The sequence below is a fragment of the Butyricimonas muris genome, assembly GCF_046365375.1.
In the GTDB taxonomy this organism is placed as follows: domain Bacteria; phylum Bacteroidota; class Bacteroidia; order Bacteroidales; family Marinifilaceae; genus Butyricimonas; species Butyricimonas muris.
In genome coordinates, this window is the sequence record NZ_JBKEIT010000010.1 from 204,851 (window position 1) to 223,410 (window position 18,560).

At 46.6% G+C, this 18,560-nt stretch carries 22 protein-coding genes; 8 read left to right on the forward strand and 14 right to left on the reverse strand.

Annotated features, from left to right (window positions below):
* Position 1: 1 nt before the first annotated feature.
* From ACK8P8_RS16655 to ACK8P8_RS22255, 6 genes are all read right to left on the reverse strand, one after another.
* Entirely contained in the window at positions 2–580 is a 579-nt protein-coding gene (locus ACK8P8_RS16655) for an acyltransferase (protein ID WP_099291161.1), read from the reverse strand.
* Between the two features lie 96 nt (positions 581–676).
* A complete protein-coding gene (locus ACK8P8_RS16660) occupies positions 677–2,818 on the reverse strand; it encodes a peptidylprolyl isomerase (protein WP_369859617.1) in 2,142 nt (713 codons plus the stop codon).
* A 111-nt stretch (positions 2,819–2,929) separates the two neighbouring features.
* Entirely contained in the window at positions 2,930–5,314 is a 2,385-nt protein-coding gene (topA, locus tag ACK8P8_RS16665) for a type I DNA topoisomerase (RefSeq protein ID WP_369859618.1), read from the reverse strand.
* A 337-nt stretch (positions 5,315–5,651) separates the two neighbouring features.
* Positions 5,652–6,089 (reverse strand): immunoglobulin domain-containing protein, encoded by a 438-nt coding sequence (locus tag ACK8P8_RS16670; protein WP_369859619.1) that lies wholly within the window; start codon positions 6,087–6,089, stop codon positions 5,652–5,654.
* A gap of 105 nt (positions 6,090–6,194) precedes the next feature.
* A complete protein-coding gene (locus tag ACK8P8_RS16675; protein WP_410026065.1) occupies positions 6,195–8,477 on the reverse strand; it encodes a golvesin C-terminal-like domain-containing protein in 2,283 nt (760 codons plus the stop codon).
* A gap of 516 nt (positions 8,478–8,993) precedes the next feature.
* A complete protein-coding gene (locus ACK8P8_RS22255) occupies positions 8,994–9,233 on the reverse strand; it encodes a hypothetical protein (protein WP_004293903.1) in 240 nt (79 codons plus the stop codon).
* 320 nt (positions 9,234–9,553) lie between these two features.
* On the opposite strand from ACK8P8_RS22255, the gene ACK8P8_RS16690 reads away from it, so the two are divergent.
* Genes ACK8P8_RS16690 through ACK8P8_RS16725 form a run of 8 tightly spaced genes read left to right on the forward strand, consistent with a single transcriptional unit; the run spans position 9,554 to position 12,899 of the window.
* Positions 9,554–9,769, forward strand: a complete 216-nt coding sequence (locus tag ACK8P8_RS16690) for a hypothetical protein (RefSeq protein ID WP_004291535.1) — start codon at positions 9,554–9,556, stop codon at positions 9,767–9,769.
* An 11-nt stretch (positions 9,770–9,780) separates the two neighbouring features.
* Positions 9,781–10,002, forward strand: a complete 222-nt coding sequence (locus tag ACK8P8_RS16695) for a hypothetical protein (protein ID WP_004291534.1) — start codon at positions 9,781–9,783, stop codon at positions 10,000–10,002.
* 13 nt (positions 10,003–10,015) lie between these two features.
* Positions 10,016–10,432 (forward strand): PcfK-like family protein, encoded by a 417-nt coding sequence (locus ACK8P8_RS16700; protein WP_004291533.1) that lies wholly within the window; start codon positions 10,016–10,018, stop codon positions 10,430–10,432.
* Positions 10,429–11,760, forward strand: coding sequence for a PcfJ domain-containing protein (locus ACK8P8_RS16705; RefSeq protein ID WP_004291532.1), 1,332 nt, complete (start codon positions 10,429–10,431; stop codon positions 11,758–11,760). The genes ACK8P8_RS16700 and ACK8P8_RS16705 overlap by 4 nt, the downstream gene beginning before the upstream one ends.
* Before the next feature lie 24 nt (positions 11,761–11,784).
* Positions 11,785–12,042 (forward strand): DUF8466 domain-containing protein, encoded by a 258-nt coding sequence (locus ACK8P8_RS16710; RefSeq protein WP_004291531.1) that lies wholly within the window; start codon positions 11,785–11,787, stop codon positions 12,040–12,042.
* Positions 12,043–12,061: 19 nt separating this feature from the next.
* Positions 12,062–12,295: a DUF3873 domain-containing protein gene (locus tag ACK8P8_RS16715; protein WP_004304291.1), complete on the forward strand. Its 234-nt coding sequence runs from the start codon at positions 12,062–12,064 to the stop codon at positions 12,293–12,295.
* A complete protein-coding gene (locus tag ACK8P8_RS16720; protein ID WP_004291529.1) occupies positions 12,292–12,537 on the forward strand; it encodes a DUF6956 domain-containing protein in 246 nt (81 codons plus the stop codon). The genes ACK8P8_RS16715 and ACK8P8_RS16720 overlap by 4 nt, the downstream gene beginning before the upstream one ends.
* A 53-nt stretch (positions 12,538–12,590) precedes the next feature.
* Entirely contained in the window at positions 12,591–12,899 is a 309-nt protein-coding gene (locus ACK8P8_RS16725) for a hypothetical protein (protein WP_004304290.1), read from the forward strand.
* A gap of 33 nt (positions 12,900–12,932) precedes the next feature.
* On the opposite strand, the gene ACK8P8_RS16730 is transcribed toward ACK8P8_RS16725, so the two are convergent.
* From ACK8P8_RS16730 to ACK8P8_RS16765, 8 genes are all read right to left on the reverse strand, one after another.
* Positions 12,933–13,322, reverse strand: a complete 390-nt coding sequence (locus ACK8P8_RS16730; RefSeq protein ID WP_004291527.1) for a hypothetical protein — start codon at positions 13,320–13,322, stop codon at positions 12,933–12,935.
* A gap of 64 nt (positions 13,323–13,386) precedes the next feature.
* Complete coding sequence (locus ACK8P8_RS16735) at positions 13,387–13,914, reverse strand: glycoside hydrolase family protein (RefSeq protein ID WP_004291526.1); 528 nt, start codon at positions 13,912–13,914, stop codon at positions 13,387–13,389.
* The gene (locus ACK8P8_RS16740; RefSeq protein WP_004291525.1) at positions 13,911–14,414 is read right to left on the reverse strand and encodes a DUF3872 domain-containing protein; all 504 of its coding nucleotides are present in this window, start codon (positions 14,412–14,414) and stop codon (positions 13,911–13,913) included. The genes ACK8P8_RS16735 and ACK8P8_RS16740 overlap by 4 nt, the downstream gene beginning before the upstream one ends.
* On the reverse strand, positions 14,411–15,313 hold the full coding sequence (locus ACK8P8_RS16745) for a DUF8464 domain-containing protein (RefSeq protein WP_004291524.1): 903 nt from the start codon (positions 15,311–15,313) through the stop codon (positions 14,411–14,413). The genes ACK8P8_RS16740 and ACK8P8_RS16745 overlap by 4 nt, the downstream gene beginning before the upstream one ends.
* Positions 15,314–15,320: 7 nt before the next feature.
* Positions 15,321–15,896: a conjugal transfer protein TraO gene (locus ACK8P8_RS16750; protein ID WP_004291523.1), complete on the reverse strand. Its 576-nt coding sequence runs from the start codon at positions 15,894–15,896 to the stop codon at positions 15,321–15,323.
* A 2-nt stretch (positions 15,897–15,898) separates the two neighbouring features.
* Positions 15,899–16,885, reverse strand: a complete 987-nt coding sequence (gene traN, locus ACK8P8_RS16755) for a conjugative transposon protein TraN (RefSeq protein WP_004291522.1) — start codon at positions 16,883–16,885, stop codon at positions 15,899–15,901.
* Positions 16,886–16,919: 34 nt separating this feature from the next.
* On the reverse strand, positions 16,920–18,272 hold the full coding sequence (gene traM / locus ACK8P8_RS16760) for a conjugative transposon protein TraM (RefSeq protein WP_004291521.1): 1,353 nt from the start codon (positions 18,270–18,272) through the stop codon (positions 16,920–16,922).
* Entirely contained in the window at positions 18,253–18,540 is a 288-nt protein-coding gene (locus tag ACK8P8_RS16765) for a TraL conjugative transposon family protein (protein WP_018697145.1), read from the reverse strand. The genes traM and ACK8P8_RS16765 overlap by 20 nt, the downstream gene beginning before the upstream one ends.
* Between the last annotated feature and the right edge of the window lie 20 nt (positions 18,541–18,560).

Sequence of the window (18,560 nt, forward strand, 5' to 3'; positions counted from 1 at the left end):
ATTATTCTGTAATCTTTTCTACAATACCGTTTTGCAAGCGATACCGTTGTTTGCTTTCGGGACATTCGGCGATGCCGTCTTTGTCGAAATGCAGCCTATGCCCGTATTCGCTCATCCATCCCAGTTGGCGTGCCGGATTCCCGACCAGCAAGGCGTAGGCGGGGACGGTTTTGGTCACGACAGCCCCGGCACCGATGAAGGCGTAAGCCCCGATGTCATGCCCGCAAACGATGGTCGCGTTTGCCCCGATTGTCGCACCTTTACCCACGTGCGTCCGGGCGTACTGGCTTTTGCGATTCACGGCACTCCGCGGGTTCGTTACATTCGTGAACACGCAGGAAGGACCCAAAAATACGTCGTCATCGCAGGTCACGCCCGTGTAGACCGATACATTGTTTTGTACCTTCACTTGATTTCCCAGAATGACGTCGGGAGAGATTACTACATTCTGTCCGATATTACAGTTTTCCCCGATGCGGCAATTGCTCATGATATGTGAGAAATGCCATATTTTAGTTCCTTTTCCTATGATTGCGCCTTCGTCAATGACGGCTGTTTCGTGTGCGAAATATTCTTCCATGTCGTATTTATTTTTCAAAACAAAAATAGCGCTTTTTTTGACAAAAGAAAACCGCCCGGTGTATCGGACGGTTTTCTTGGTTTGTGGTTTAGGCTATTAGTAAAATTTATATCTGGCATCGGTAACTCCTGCTTTCTTAATCAAGGCGGGAAGAGTCTGATAATAAATTTTGGTCATGTTCATTTGTAGTGCTGAATTCTTTGCAGCCTCGATTTGTTCGGGGGTAGCCGTTTCAACGGTTTTGGAATTAACTACTACTACATATACTCCTTGGTTACCGATAATCGGTTTGGAGATTTGATTTTCCTGCAAGGTCATCACTTCAGAGATTAACTTGGGTTCGATTCCGGCTCCGGGGATTTGGAATGAACTGAAGCTGACATCTGTCGCGTCCATAACTTGCGCGTTTGCCTTTTGAGCGACAGAAAGCAAACTTTCGCTACCGGAGATAGCACCGGTCAATTCTTTCGCGATGATTTCACCTTTTTTCTTTCTGATAAGTTCGGTACGAATCATGGGGGCTACACTGTTTAACGGTGCGATACCTTCTTCTTGAATGTTGGTTAACACGGCAACCGTGAATTTATCCCCTGTTTCGAAAATCGGAGATTTCTCCTTGTCCATAAGGATGAATCCCGGTTTATCCGTTAAGTAAGCCTGACGGATAATCTCTCTGGCACTTTCGATACCCGGGATAGTAGCGTCGTTTTTACCTAAATTCGCGATACGCTTGGTTTGATTGTTGGCGGTAACAGCCGCGTCGAAATCGGCAAGCGTGTTGATATTGTTAGCGAAAGTACGGGCATCATTGTAGATTTTGTTGACCGTCTGTTGTGACGGGGTAATCTCTTTGGCAATGATTCCGAGTAATACTTTTTCTACCGGTTTTGTCATGTCCATTACTTGAAGAACGTGGTAGCCGTAAGGAGTTTTCGTGATTTTAACTTCATTTTTCTTGGCAATAAATGCAGTGTCACTGAATGAAGGAATCATCATCTCCTGTGTAAACCATCCCAAGTCACCCCCGTTGATAGCTGAATTTTGATCCGCGGAATATTTTCTGGCAAGTTCGTCGAAGTCGCCTCCTTTACGGATTAATCCAGCCAGACTGTCCGCTAATTTCTCAGCGCGGGAAGCCTCCATCGTTTGGGTTGAAATCAAGATATGGCGGGCTTTTACAGAGTCGGGCATTACTTTACGGTCGGCTACGCGTGCAATATTGTACGCGTTGTCTTGCAAGTAAGGTCCGTACACGCCGTTACCTTTTTCAGTGAAAAGAAATTCATCCAATTCTTCATTCCCGATTTCTCCTTTTTTGTAGTATTTGGGTTGGAATCTTTTTTCGGATGAAAGATTAGCGAATTCAATCACGTTACTTGCATTGGTAAATTCCGGAATGGACTCTTTTACCCATTCTTCTGTTTCTTGAATATCTTCGGCTGAAGCGGAAACGTCAAAGTTCACGTAAACGATTTGCCGCATTTCCTGTTGTTCGAACAGGTATTTGTGTGAATTGTAATAATCTTTTATTTCGTTGTTCGTCACGCTTACGGCTGAATCGCTTACTGTGTTATAGCTCTTCGAGATGAAGCTGATGTCAACAGTCGTTAAAGCATTCTCAGCGTATTCTTTTGCAACTTCGTTCGGGATAAACATACCTTTCATCAACAATGAATTGTATTTCTCTTGCTTGCGTGCTGCTTCTACCTGATCTTCCATGTTCAACCAGTATTGTTTGCTTGCTTGAGCTTGCATATTATTGGCGGGAGCGTTTAAGATCATTTGTATTCTTTCTCTGGCAAGATTTTTATCGAAAGCACCGGTTTGCGGATCGGTGAACAATTGTTTGATACTGGGATGCATATTTTCCCCTAAAGTGAAATCGAACAACTCATCTCCGCTGACACCTAGCCCAAGACTTTCATATTCTTTTTGCATGATGTTTTCGGACACGATTTGATTCCACGTGTTTTCGCGAATCATTCGTTGTTGCTCTTCGTTTAGAGAAGGTAAATTGTTCATTGATTTGATCGTTTCCTCGTTCTCCGCTACCTTTTGCTGATAATCCTGAATGCTGATAGCTTCTCCAGCGATCTCTCCGACTTGATTTTTAGAGCGGTTAAGAAGGCTGGCTCCAGAACTAAGCGCATCTCCAACAATGAAAGCCACAAGGGCCAAACCAATCACGATACTAACAAGTAGTCCGCCGCGATTTCTAATTTTTTGTAATGTTGCCATTTATATTAAAATTTTATGTTTTCCACACGAAATAATCTATTTTCGAGGGTACGAATATATAAAATGGATTGGTTTTATGCAAATAAATTTTATCCCCTTCTATATATTCACTTACTCACTCTTTTTACTCTTCTTTTTTGTGGTTGTTTTTTTCGTTTTTTCTGTTGTTTTTTCTGCTGTCTTCTTTGTTGTTTTTTTCGTCGTTTTCTTTTTGGTGTCGTTACCTTTCGCTATGATAGCCATGGTTTCCTCGAACGTCAATTTATCGGCCTCTTGTCCTTTCGGGATTTTATAGTTTTCTTTATTGAAAGTAATATAAGGTCCGAAACGTCCGTTAAGGATTTGAACACCATTATCAAATTCTTTGATCTTCCGGTTTCTCTCGATTTCCCGCTTTTCCTCGATACGCTCGATAGCGGTTTCCAGCGTGATTGTACCCGGCTCGTCAACTCCTTTTTTCAAAGAAACGAAGAGCTGATTATGTTTGATGTACGGTCCGAAACGACCGATACCCACGCTGACGGGTTTGTCTTCATATTCGCCTAACTGGCGAGGAAATTTAAACAAATCAAGAGCTTCTTCCAGCGTGATGGTTTCCATTAATTGCCCTTTAAGCAGCCCGGCATACCGTACATTTTCACCCTCGCCGATTTGAGCCATAGGTCCGAAACGTCCGATACGGACGCTCACCGTTTCACCCGTTTGAGGTTCCGTTCCCAGTACGCGTTCTCCCCTGTTACGCTCCGACTCTTTCAGCGTTTTCTCCACGTTCGCGTGGAAAGGACGGTAGAAAGAGCCGATCATGGATTGCCATTCGATTTCTCCTTCAGCGATATGATCGAGTGCGGTTTCTGCTTTGGCAGTGAAATTGTAATCCATGATGTTGGTAAAATACTGGGACAGGAAATCAGTAACGACCATCCCGATATCCGAGGGGAAAAGTTTCTTCTTTTCTGCCCCGAAAGTCTTCTTGATCTTGTTTATTTTGATATTTTGTCCTTTTAAATCGATTTGCGTCAGTTCCCGGTCAACCCCGTCCCGGCTTTCCCGGAGAATATAGCCTCTGTTTTGAATCGTGGTAATTGTCGGCGCATAGGTAGAGGGACGCCCGATACCCAAGGCCTCCATTTTTTTCACGAGGCTTGCTTCCGTGTAACGGGGCGGGTGCAGCGTGTATTGTTCCTGAGCCTGCACAAGCGAGCGTTCCAGTTGGTCGCCCTTGCGAATGGCGGGTAGTAATGCTGCCTCGTCATCTTCTTTCTCGTCATCGAACGATTCCATGTAAACTTTCAAGAAACCGTCGAAGATGATGACTTCTCCCTCGGCCTCGAATTTATATTTTTGTCCCGAAATGGCAATGGTTATGGTAGTTTTTTCCAGTTCCGCATCTGCCATTTGGGATGCCAGTGTCCGTTTACGGATCAAGGCGTAAAGTTGCTGCTCGTTACGATCCCCGCTAATGGATTCTTTGTCCATGTAAGTCGGGCGGATAGCCTCGTGGGCTTCCTGTGCCCCTTTGGTTTTGGTCGCGTAATTCCGGGGCTTGGAATATTTTTCTCCAAGGGCATTCGTGATCACTGCTTTGGCTGCACCGATGGCCAGTTGGGACAGGTTCACGGAGTCCGTTCTCATGTAAGTGATCGATCCCTGCTCGTAAAGCTTTTGTGCCACGGACATGGTTTGGGAAACGGAGAAACCGAGTTTCCGGGATGCTTCCTGTTGTAACGTGGAAGTCGTGAAAGGCGGAGCCGGTTTACGACTGGTCGGTCTTGTTACCACATCGCTGACCGAGAAGGATGCTTCTTTACAAGCTTCCAAGAACTTGAGTGTTTCTTCCCGCGTGGAGAAACGCTCGGATAATTCCGCTTTCAGGGGTGTGATATTCCCGTTAGCATCTTTCGTTTCGAATGTACCGATTACTTTATAGTACTTTTGTTCCTCGAAATGATTGATTTCCCGCTCTCTCTCCACGATGAGTTTTACCGCCACGGATTGAACCCGTCCGGCAGAAAGCGATGGTTTTACCTTCTTCCAGAGAACCGGAGAAACTTCAAATCCCACCAGTCGGTCGAGTACCCGACGGGCTTGTTGGGCGTTCACCAAGTTACCGTCAATATCCCGCGGGTTATTGATGGCATGCAGTATGGCATCTTTCGTGATCTCGTGAAAAACAATCCGTTTCGTGTTTTCCTTTTTTAAGCCGAGTACTTCAAACAAGTGCCAGGCAATGGCTTCTCCCTCGCGGTCCTCATCGGAAGCCAGCCACACGGTCTTGGCCTCTTTCGCAAGTTGCTTCAACTCTTTTACAATCGCTTTTTTATCGGGAGATATTTCGTATTGGGGTTGGAAATTATGTTCTATATCTATCCCTAAATCTTTTTTTTCAAGATCCCGGATATGTCCGAAGCTGGACTTTACAACATAATCTTTTCCTAAAAAACGTTCAATCGTCTTGGCTTTCGCCGGAGACTCGACAATTACTAAATTTTCAATCATACACGATTCTCTTTTACTTTTCGCTTCCCACGGAAGCAGAGTTATCGCTTTTTCAAGCAGTTCGTCCTAAAATTAGGGTGCAAACTTACGTAAAACAATTGAAAATGAAAAACGGTTGACAATTATAAATGAAAAACGGAGAGAAAATACAACCATTGTTGGAAGATTATTTTTTTGATGACGATTATAATAAACTTCTGTACATATTTTTTTATTGCAAGAATATCCGATATGTCTGTATTTGAAAACAGAATAAAGATATAAAAAATATTTATCTGAATTCTGTTTTCTATTTATACAAAATCTAGGATAGACCTACTCAAGAATAATTTTATTCTTAAAGTTGTGCTGGTTTCTCTTTTACCTCTACAGTAACCCATACTGAAGCGGAGCCTGCTACATTCATATAGGATATTTCATATATCCCGCTATCTGATTTTTTTGCATCTTTAATTGTAATTGTTACGTTAGCGCCAAGTTTATCTATACTGATTCTATCTGTATCTTTTAATTCATAAGCATTTGTATTCATTCCATAACGAAACCATACTATAGATGTCGGAGTTGGTTCTCCCGCTGCCGTTGTTCTAATTTGAATGGTCTGTCCTTTCTTGGCGACAATTTTACCTTCTGTTGGGGTTAAAATTTTAGGTATAGGTTTTATATAGAAAGATTTATTCTCTGTTACATTCTCAACTTTCGGAGCTTCTACCTTCTTAATATCAAAAGCTGTAAGAGAGAGAAAAGCTAAGACTATTAATAAATTTTTTCTCATAACTTTAATTTTTTTTATTTAAACAATCTAACAAAAATAATATCTAGGTTCAATAATTCTTTCCTTGCTCATAGCTTGTAAGATAGGAAATGGAGGTTCATGATATTATAATTTAACCCATTTTATGGCATCTGCTATAAGTTCTTGCGGTGTCCCGTTAGGATTATTTTTTCTATCCCTATCACTCAAAATCACTTTTGCATTTTTTGAAAATTCAAAAATTCCTAAAGAAATCCAACCCTCTTCTCCTTTATTTACTTCTGCAATAACCTCATGCTCTTTTTTCCCGTCGAAAACCGTATAATGAAATTCCAGTTTCGGGTCCATATTAAAAAGAGGTGCATAATAAAAATATACTTCGTACTCTCCAGCACGTGGTAGCTGAACATTCCATTCTACTTTTTGTAAGCCTGATCCCGCTAGTTTGTACAGGGCGCTACGTATCGGGAAACCATAGAAGCCTTCGTTGATCGTGGGCTGCCATTTATCTTCTCTAAAAAAGTCCTGATATTTTTCAGAGATACTCTTTTCTTTTCGGAAAAGAGATGAAATATGGAAATCTTCTGCTTTTACGACTCTAAAGCCTAAATCTTCGTTGTCAACGATAATTTCATGGATATTTTCTCCTTGGAAAAAAGCCGACGAATCCAGATCGAAAATACCTGTACCTGTATCTATGTGTACATTCTCGATATTTTCTGTTTTCATTCGTATTGTACCCGGCAAATTTTGAGCTAAAGGCATTCCTATATAATCAGGAGCATATTCACTTTGGCAATAGGTTCTGATTTCTTTTCCCTCGTGAGGGGGAATTATCCATTTCTGATAATCTCCAGTTATTATGATTCCCGATACATCACTCTTGTTGAATACTTTGAAACTGTATAATATATCCGATGGTGCATTTTCTTCTTGATGCACTTTTATCATTCGGGCATCCTTTATTTCAAAGAGTGGTAATTGATCTGTATAATACCAATTTCTAACAAGAGAATCCAAGTTTACATGGAGTGTTTGTTGAAACTGTTTGCAAAATTCATCCCAGTTTGTTTCTTTAAAGAGATTAGCTGATAGAAAATCACTATAGAATTGATCGAAAAACTCTTTTTTTCTAATGTGCAATATGATACGCATTTGTAATTCTATACTTTTTTTGCGGATGATATTTTTAACATCATCGTACGTTAATGAATGGTCATTCAGTGCATCTTTTAAACTCTTGTTTTTTAAATATTCAATAATGTGATAATCTTTATTCGAGAATGAGCGCTGACTAAATCCCTCGCTAGAGATATAACCCAATACATTATTTATAATAGGATACTCCTTTGAGAAAATAAAACTCGTTTTGCCCCGTAAAACTGGCTTTATATCACATCCTCCTTCTCCCATCAACATTTCGAAATCACTATCCAGGCAATCGATAGAACCATAGCCTTCTATATCCGTTCTTATTTGACAAGCATATTCCTTTAGCGGGTATATTTTTTCCGGAATAAAGAAAATTCCTCCTTGCTCTCTCTCCCCGGTCAATTGCGTTAGGCTCGGGAAACTGTAAAAATTGCATGGCACTTCCAAAAGCGTGAGCCAACGATAAGGGTATTGATGTACAGGATCAACAATGCTTCTATTCTCAAAAAAATTAGATGTATATTTCCCGTCCTTTATGCATTCCTGCATTTCTAATCTCATTTTTGTAAATGATAACTTACCCTGCAACTCCTCTTCTTGAAGGTCGTACTTGTCTACAATGTGTTCGTGACCAGGAAAATAATAAAATTGCAGGCGAGTCGAATCAATCATGAGAATTCGCTTTTCATACTTCCCGATACACAAAGTAATACCCGGTATATCATGATCTAGAATAAAGGATGTTTCTCCTGGTACATTTTCATTGATCTCCCCTTGTGAAATAGCCACAAGATGTGGATCATGTTCGACTTTTAAAGAGTATCGAGTAAAACAGACATTTCTACATCCGAACAGACTATAGGGAGCGTCGCACACGGGATACCATAAACACTCCGGGGTAAGCAATTTGTATTCTTTTTCACAAAAAGTCGGCATGTATCCAAAATGGTATATTCCATAATTATTAGCATCCGTGGGATGGTATCTTTCAGGGCTCACATCCAAAAAACATATATTATTATCTATCTTTCCCTCGTAGTCAATTGAAATATTGCAAGTTTCCCCTGCAATTAATTCTTTATTTAAAAATATCGCTTGCTGTGTTCTTCGGAAATTAACCGGTTCTCCATTAATCTCAACTGAATTGATTTTTAGTCCGGGATTCAAGAATAGGATGATGGGAATCGGGCAAGCATTTCTATTTACCAAATTCATTTGACTATGAACTGAAATACTATTATTTGTCGAGTTTTTCACGTGCAAATTGTGTTTCGTGATCTTGGCTTTTGGACAATCTCGACAATCCTCGTAAACTTGCTGCGTGAAGTTACGAAAAGAGTGTAATTTATTGGAAATGAGCGTAGGTTAATTGCTCTTGATAGTAATAGGTTACGATTTAGTTAGTTATCTACTGCATTATCCTTCTGCGCGTTGCGTAACCTTCAAAGAACTCTTCGTATGCAAAAGTAGCTATTTAATTCGAGATTTTGATATAAACTCCCGTTTTTTATCCCCTCATTCATAAGAATTTTCCGTAAAAGCGGTATTGTCCGTCGGCACACCATTGCCCAAAACGAGTTTGGAACAAACGTGTGCCGACTACCGCATAGCTGGAGAAAAGGGCATTGCCTCACGCCTAAACGATGTTTAGACAGATGAAGCAATGCCCCTTTCTTTTGCGCCTATGCCAAGAGGTGCTTTTACGGGTTTTCAAATGATTTTTCTTTTTTCGCTGTCTCTTTTGCCGGAAGCGGAAAGTGAATGCAGAGTGTGTCAGCCTGCCCCATGAATGAAACAGGCGCCCACACACAGCCGGACAAACCGGGAAGAATGATTGTTGCCACCCGGCTGAACAAGTTCCGTCGGATCGGAAACAATCATACTTCCTTTGTTGTGGTTTGCCCTTTTCACGCTTCCGGTGATGTCTTTTTCCTTTTGGTGATTCTTTTTTTTACGGATTTTCCCCTGAAGTTTTTTTCTACACAATCTGCCTCTGTTTTCGTTTACCTCCATTTTGCGCCTTTCAGTAAGCCGCATCAGTCAGTCATTTTCGTTCTGGGCGCAAAGGTAATTCCGGGATTGGACGGGAAAGCAAGGTCAAGCCTCCTGTTTTCGGTAAAAATCTCCAGCCCTGCGGGTAGTATTTTGACCGAAAAACCTTGCATTCCCTAATCCCTACCTTTTCAAGCACCCGAAACGAAAACGACCGATGCGACAGAAAGACGCATAAAAAAAATGTCGGATAAACGAGAGGCAGATAAGATAGTTTGAAACTCAACTCCCTCAGCTCTTGAATCCGCATTAAAAACAAAAAAATCAAAAACAGCGAAGATATGACGGCAACGGCAAATTTCAGACAAATGGCGCAACACATCGGGTTGGCGATATGCGGCTTGATGATGCGCACCGCCTTCGGGGTGTTCGGCATCCTTTGGGGCATCATCAGAGAGATTGTAAACGGAGTGTTCCGAGTGGCGATAGGTGTAATCGTGGCTATCCTTTCCACCATTGCCTTCTTTGGCTTCATCCTTTGGTTATTCACCCTTTAACCCTTACCGACATGGCAAAAAGAAACAGCAAGACGGCAGCGCAGCAGTGCAGATATTACGAGGTGGACAACATCTTCGTGTATATGGTGGAAACGTACATCAACGGCAATTTTGAAACTTTCCGAAGATTGTACCACGAACTGAACAAGGACGCACGGAGGGATTTCATGGACTTCCTTCTCAGCGAGGTAGAGCCGACCTATTGGAGAGAGATACTGAAACAGATAATCTAAAAATGACAGCGATATGAAAGGAACAGACCATTTCAAGAGAACGATATATATGTACTTGGAACAGCGTGCGGAGGAAGATGCGCTATTTGCAAAGAAGTACCGCAACCCTGCCAAGAACATGGACGAGTGCGTGACCCACATTCTGAACTATGTGCAGAAAAGCGGTTGCAACGGTTTCACGGACGGAGAGATATTCGGGCAAGCCATCCACTACTATGAGGAAAACGAGATAGAGGTGGGCAAACCGATGGACTGCCAAGTGGTTGTGAACCACGTTGTGAAACTCACGGCAGAGGAAAAGGCGGAGGCACGTCAGAACGCTGTCCGCAAATACCAAGAGGAGGAACTCCGCAAGTTGCAGAACCGCCACAGACCGTCAGCGAGAAAAGAAAACCAACCCCAACCCTCATTATTTGATTTAGGCTTATGAAACCGAAGACCAAGATACAGAAAGAGGTGGCAAGACTTTCCGCCAACCTTCGCCCCATATCAGCGACACAAATAGATTGGGCATACCGCCACTGCGTTGAGCATATCGGCTACCGCACCAAGAAAGGGAACATCACCTGTTCCGACTGCGGTCACGAGTGGCACAGCGACAGCGGACTATGCGACACCCTTGAAGGCTGCACCTGCCCCAAATGCCATGCCGAACTCAAAGTGCAGGACACACGCAGACGCATCTACAAGGAAACGCAGAATTTCAGCGTGATAACCACCTGCAAAGGGTATCAGGTAATCCGCGTGGCGCAGGTCAGATGCGAGAGCAGGAAAGGCGAACCGATGCGTTTCTACTGCCACGAGGTCGTGCAGCGTTGGATTTCACCCGACGGCAAGGTTACGGACATGGCGTTGCTCCGTGGCTTCCTTTTCTGCTATTGCGATGTGTGGGCATTAGGCAGCGATATGGAGGTAAGACCGCACAACAGCCTATACGATGATGTGGTGGCAAGAAGCTGTGCATATCCAAAGATGAGGATATTGCCCCAACTCAGACGTAACGGCTTCAAGGGCGATTTCCACGGCATCTCCCCCGTGCGTCTTTTCAAAGCCTTGCTTTCAGACCCAAGAATTGAAACCCTTATGAAAGGCGGTGAGATTGAGGTCATGAAACACTTTCTTTTCAATACCCGTACTGCCGATGAATGTTGGGCATCATATCTGATTGCCAAGCGTCACAAGTATCAGATAGACAACCTCTCAATGTGGTGCGACTATCTGCGTATGCTCAAAAAACTCGGTCAAGACCTCCGTAACCCGAAGAACATCTGTCCCGAAGATTTCATGGCGGCACACGACAACGCAACCCGAAAAATTGAAGCCATACACGAGAAGGAAAGAGCCGCAGAGCAACGCCGTTGGGAGATTGAAAGGCGTGAGCGTGAGCAACAGCGACAACTCCAACGAAAGAAAGATGCGGAGGATTTCATCGCCAACAAATCCAAATTCTTCGGCTTGGTAATCACGGACGAGGAAATAATCGTCAAGGTGCTTGAAAGCATAGACGAGTATTACAACGAGGGCAAGACGCAGGGCATCTGCGTGTTTGGCAGTGGATACTACAAGAAAGCCGACACCCTCATACTATCGGCAAGGATTGGCGATGAGATTATTGAAACCGTAGAGGTGGACTTGCGAACCCTCGAAGTGGTGCAGTGCCACGGCAAGCACAACCAGGACACCGAATATCACGAGCGCATCATAGACCTTGTGAACAAGAACGCCAACCTTATCCGTGAGCGGATGAAAGCGGCATAGCATAACCCCTAAAACAACATTGATATGGAAGTAAGAATTGAAAGTATGATTTGTGTGTGGGATGATGCAATCCCCACGATGTTCCTTGAATTTGTGAACCTCCTCACTCTCACAACGAGTGAGGGGGAATTGAGAAAGAGCGTAAAGGAGTTTGCCGAGAAGCACGAACTTGACAAGTTTTTCCTTTACGGCTTCGGCTCACACCATTTCTACCTGCACCAACGCTACACAAGCAACCCCGAAATGGTGATGAAGAACAGAGTTCTGTCAGTACATTTTTAACCATCTAAAAAGCAACATTATGACAACACGAATGACCATCAACGGAGTAAGCACCTGCGCGGAAGCAGGTACGGAGAAATACGAGCGTTTCCAATCGGGTATCGGAAGACGCAGGCGGACACTTGTGCAGTACGACTACCGCCACCCCATAGACAGAGAATTGTTCTCTTGTGTCAAACCCACGTTGGACGAGTGCCGAGCCGCACGGGACAAGTGGCTGAACGCAAAGAAGGGAAAGGAGGACAGACTATGAACACGACCTATCAAACGCTGATAGTCAAGTTCAGCGAACCTATCACGGCATTGGACGGTATCTTTGACGATACCGGAGCGTGGGGAACGGACACCCTCAAGGGGTGGATAGATGATTACGAAAGCACACGTTTCACCGCCACCGACAGCCATACGGCAGTCATCACGAGCGAGTACAATATGGAATGTGTGAAAGAGTGGCTACAACGGCAGACCCCCATTTCCGAAATGCGAGAATTTTGAACGGGATGGCGGTGTCCGCACCGCCAATACTTAAAACCCTAAAAACAAAAGATATGATAGCCAAGACGATATTACAGCAGATAGGCGGAAAACGCTTCACCGCCATGACAGGTAGCCGTGATTTCATAGATATGGGCAACGGCTTACGGATGAGCCTTGCAAGGAACAAAACAAGTGCCAACCGCCTTGACATCATCTATGACGAAGGGGCAGACCTCTACAATATGCGCTTCTACCGCAGGACGTTCAGCAAAAAGACCTTTGAGTGCAAGACAAAGGACATTGCCGTACACGAGGGTATCTATTTTGATATGCTGGAGGAAATGTTCACGATGGTGACGGGACTTTACACACGCTTTTGAGTGGCGGGGCGGCGAGAGCCGCCCTACTTTCTTTCAGTGAGCATGATGGCGGACAAAGAAAGTAGCAAAGAAACCTTTGTCCAATCTGCGATAACTAAAAAATCCGCAAGTAAAACTTGCGGAGGCTATATATTGGGTCGTTATTTTTTGGTGGAGGGGAATGATAATCTCGAACCGTTGAACTACACATTTCTGCTTCGTCTCCATTTCCCCCAACGATTTGATACGTTCAATCATTTTTGTTGTTCCTTTCTGAATTTTCCTAAATACTTTCTTCATAATTTCGCTATACTTTTTATGGTTAATAACTATGTTTTGTATTGCTCTCACAACACTTACAACTTGAAGTGTTATTTGGAAACCGATAGGCAAAAATGGCTCAACGATGTCAATTAACGAGAAAATCCTACGATAATCTATCAAGTGATAGAGCAAAAGACGTGCCAAGTTAAATATGGCACGTCTTTTGCCAGTTTTGTCAGTCCTTTTATGGGATATACAACAGCGCAAACTCCGCCTTTCTCCGTTTGAGCAGCATGGCGTGGCGTTTTCCTTTGTAGTTGCAGAAGGCTATATACTCACGGTAGATGTTCCTGTCACCAGCTTCCAGCTTCTTGATTAAGGTGCTTTTGGGGATTGTTTTGCTGCCTAACAGCTTCGCCGGTCCCACATTGTAAGCTAACGTGCCAAGCAAAATCGAATCAACCCCGAATTTACGGAACATGGCGACAAATTTGCGCAGGTCTTTCCGCAAAAGTTCATCCGCATCCCGTTTTGTCATGGTTCGTGCCGAATACTTCTCGTTTGGCAAAAGTTTGTGACCCCAACCGACGTATGGGTAGTGTTTTTCTGAGTGCCAGCCTTCAAAGTAGCGGCAGCATAAAAAAGCACGTTCCATAAGCGGCAGTCGGTAGATTGCCGCCTGCCCGTCCGTTCCCTCTTGGCGGCTGATCTGCGCGGACACAGAACAGACCGTCAGAAGTGAACAGAGCATTGTCATGAATACACGCATCATTTCAACAAGGGGCTGAAGTTGCCGATGGGAACGATGGTAAGATCGTCGTCCTTTACATTCCTGTTGTTGAAGTCAAATTCCAGTTCGTAGGAGTTGCTAAAGTTATCCTCCACCACCACGATGAAATTATGCGCCTCATCACCCGCCGCCGTGTAGTACAGGCGGAATTTTTCGTTCTCCAGCAGGTAGCGGTCGTTAGGCAGGAAGGTGATGCCGTTATCCATTTTGAGCGAGCCTTCCCCCTCGAACTGGAAATAGCGGATGGTATAGAGCGTACCCGAAAAGTCGCCCTCCTTTTTCAGTTCACAGCGGATTTCCACTGTCTGCCCCTTTACTACCTTGTTCGGCACGGGCATGACCTCCACCGTGAAGGGATAGGACTGCTGGATGTCCATGTCATCGTCACATGACACGAGGGTGAATGACATGGCGGCTATCAGGCATAACGCCACTGCCTTGAATATTGATGTTCTCTTGTTTCTGTTGTTCAGTATGTTCATTGTTCTTCGATTTTTAGATGGTTGTTTTTCTGTTTTTTCGTTGTCAGTTGCAGGTACTCGTTCAAGTCCTTGCAACCGTCATAGAGGGAGGAACGGTCGGTGACACGTTCCCCGTATCGCATGGTAAGTGCGGCAAGCGTCCGCCGTCCGGCTTCGTCACGGTCGAGGAAGCAGCCGATGCGCCCGTATCCGTCCAGCAATCCCGCCGCCTTCTCCACGTTGGCGACTGAGTTCAGCACAAGACAGTCAGCGTTACCGGTTACACCAAGCGTCACGGCAGAGAGAAAGTCCATGAAGCCCTCGAACACGAGGCACTCGTCAGCCGGGATGTCATTCGCCTTTACCAGTGATACAGACTTCGGAGGTATGCAACCCTTGAAATATCGGCTTCTGACTTCATAGCCACCTGCCATGTTCGGAAAGCCAACGGCAAAATACCGTTTCCCACGCACACCGTAGTTCAAGCGGCAGCAGTGACGGGATGCGATGGCGTAAGGGATGCCCCGTTCCTCTAAATACTCCGTCAGCAGTGAGCGGAGCAGCGGAGCGACCTCCACATCCTCAAAAACGGATTCGGTCGGCTTCGAGAGATAGACGGGCTTTTCCCATCCGGCAACCGTCATATTGGCGGCTTCCGCTATGAACTTCGCTTGCTTCATGAAGTCATCGCTTTGCAGAAACTCCCCGGCAAGCGTGAAGATGTCGCCGCCCTTGCCCAAACCGAAGTCGTACCAGAGCTGTTTCGCCACGTTCACACGGAAAGAGGATGTGCGCTCGCCCCTGTACGGGGCAAGATACCACAGCTCGTTACCGCTCCTTCTGACAGGCTCATGCCCCAGCCGTGCGAGAAAATCCGCAAGCGGCATCCTTCTGACAGCATCTATTTCCGTCCTTTCCATGCCCGTGTCAGTTGATGATGAACTTGATACCGACCCCGAACTGCGTGTGGAACTTCCGTGTGTCGCCACCCCAAAGGCAACGCTCCCGCAGGTTGGCAAGCAGGGCGATACGGTCTGCCACGTAACACTCCACATCGAGCGTCAGCGCACCGCCGTAGATGAAGGCGTCCCGGTCGTGCAGCGTGGAGCCGTCATGCAGCACCTTCTTCCCCCAATTTACCGCCTCATATCCGGCGAGAGCCGAAGCCCCGGCATAGACGAAAACAATCTTTCGGGCGTCCGACAGTATCTTGAAGTAATAGCCGCCCTCCGCCGTGAACTGCGCCACGGGTATCTTGGTGTCCTTGTAGGGATTGTTCTTCAACAGGTATTCGCCACCGAACACCCACTTGTTCCCCTTCTTCGTGTAGGTGGAGAGAGCCGCCCCGAAGCTGTACCCGCCGTCCTTGCCGCCGAGATTGAAGCCGTCCGCCATGTCCGCCCTCACCTCGATGCCCTGCATCTTCGGCAGACACCGCTGGGCGTGCGCCTGCCCTGTAAAAAGGGCAAGCGACGCGATGATTATTGCGATGTACTTTCTCATGGTCAGCGTACTTGAAGTTCGTTGATGGTACCCGCGCGTACCAAATCCTCGTTCTCAATCACGAAGGACTGGTGACGGCCGCCGTTCTTCTCGTTCAATTCCACCACGAGGCACTTGTCATCGGGGATGGTGAACTTCGCCATCGTGAAGACCGTGCGCTCGCTCTTTTTGCCCGGCACGAGGGTGGCGTAGTTCTGCGCGCGGAGCGGCAGAATAATCTGCTCCTGCACGGCAGTACGCTTCGCAACCTTCTTGTCCACGATTTTCCAAGTGATGTAGTCCACATCGAAAGGCACGTTGCTCTGGTTCTTTATCTCCGTGTGGAAATAAAGCAAGCCGTTGTGCGTGTAGATGCCTTTCAACAGGTATTGGATGCCGAAACGCTTGCAGCCGATATGCTTCACCTCGCGCTTGTTCTGTTTGTGGATGGACTTCATGATAAGGCGCACCAGCATCGGGCTTTCGCTGCCCAGCTCTTTCAGATAGATTTCCTGCGCGTTGTTCGGGCGGTTCACCGTGCTGCCGTCATGGATGAAGTCGCACATCTCCACGTTGAGCAACAGCGGTTCGGCGGCGTACTTCACGTTGAAGGTGTAGAAACTGCCGTCCTCCGTGATGACGGACATATTCGTTTCGTTGGGAAAATTCCTTACGGTAGCCTTCACACGGATGATGTTCTCCGCTCCGTCGGCTTTCCCGGCAATCAGGTCGGGCGAGCCTAAATCGACATAGCGCACCTCCGCCGGAAAAATGACGTGGACGGTCTTGTCGTAGGTCACTTCCAGACCGTGCGGCGGTATCATGCGGTCGAAGGTCAGCTTGCGTGACAGCCCGTGATATAGGTCGCCGTCCGCCTCCTTCTGCGGATAGACCTCCTTCGTCAAGGTCGGTTGTTCACTTCCGTTGGTCGTTTCAACGGTTACATTCTCCTGCGCGTTGGCAGTTATGATGCCCATAGCGAGGGCAAACATGATGATTACTTTTCTCATTACTTTTGGATTTTAGTGGTAATTTTTATTGTTTTCAATATTTTTCTTGGTAAAGCATGACCCTGTACCCGGCTTTCAGATGCACCTTGACGGTTCGCATCTTTTTGGCGATGTACTGGCTCGTGCCTTGTATCAGCCCCTTGCCCAAGTCGGAGGCGAGCTGCGCCCCGGCATTGGTGGAGATGTTGATGCTGCTTCCCAGCGAGCCGCCCATGTTGGCGGCGACCTCCCGGACGGCGTTCATCTCCATCGAGTTCGGGATGAAGATGCCGGGCTGTCCGTCCGTGTCATAGACCGCAAGCTCCACGGGGATAATCGTGCCGTCGTATTCCAGCGAGGTAATCTCGATGTCGAGCCGCTCACCCTGTATCTTGCCCGTGCCGACCACCACCGCACCCCGGGGTATTGTCCTGCCTGCCACCGCCATAGGCTCCAGCAGGCGCAGCCTTACCGTCTGCCCGTCCGTCACGCTCTGCGCCCCATGCACGCACGCCGGTATGGTGTTCCTGTCCAATACCTCCGCCGTGCCGACAGCCGTGTTGAAACCCCGGTTGCGTTCCTGCGATAAGGCGGCGACAAACTCCGCGTTACTCATAGGCTGTGAGAGTGAAGAAACTACTTGATGCTCCACCTGTCTGATAGGCATTGCCTTGTTCTTCTTCCCTTTCTGCACGGTAGTTGGCTCTGCCCTCTGTTCCGCCGATGGCTGTCCTCCGTTCTGACCGCCCATGTACTTTGCCGCCAGCTCGTAGGACTTCTCCATAAGAGCCACCTGCTCGTCCATAGAGGAAGCCTTGCCCCTCTCGCTTTCCAGTTCCGACTCCAGCGATGCGATGCGCTCCAACAATTCGTCCATCTCCGCATTGTCGTTTTTCGGCTGGTCGTAGAAGTTTCCGAGCGTGGCGTTCAGGTCACGGTAGGCGGCTGCGGAGGACTGGATGGTCTGCGGCGTGGCTGGCTTTGCCCTTTCTTCCTTGCCGCCCGGATTGGCGAGGTCGAAGTCCACTCCGTTCTCCGTTCCCGCTATCTCGCGGTCGAACATGTCGCCCAGCTGCCCGATGGCACGGTTGCGGCTCTCCTGACGCTCTTCCATCTCCCCATGCTCGTAGGCTTTCAGCTTGTCGCCGATAATCTGCCGGTTCGCCTTGTCAGCGTCGGGCATCTCGGTGTTGTATCCGTCCGTTCCCGGCGGTTGCTCCTTGCCGGAGGACGGGGCGAATATCAGCCACATCGCCCCGATGAACACCAACACCATAGCGGGCAGCACGATCATCTTCTGCCGTTTCAGCCGTTGCGCCTCTGTCAGCGGTTCGCGCTCCTTTTTCGGTTTCCCCGTTTCGGGAGCAGCTTTGTTCTCTTTCGTCGGTTCATTCTTTGTCTGTTCCATATAAATAAGGTGTTAAGTGATTGCCTGTTTCCGCCGGGGTCGGCAGTTCCACCCGTCCGGCGTGTCCCGTTTCCATATGTGAGCCGTCGTTCCTGCCGATGTCATAGACGGCTCTGCCGAAGGTGTAAAGGGCAAGCACCGCGAAGGCGGCGAACATCCCCAGCACGATGCGGCGGCGTGTTTCCGGCGGCAAGCCGTCCAGATACCCTTTGAGACTTGCCGCCAAGCGTTTCCGTTTGTCGTGGAGTTTCCAATACATGCCCCACATTGATTTTCTGATACTTTTCA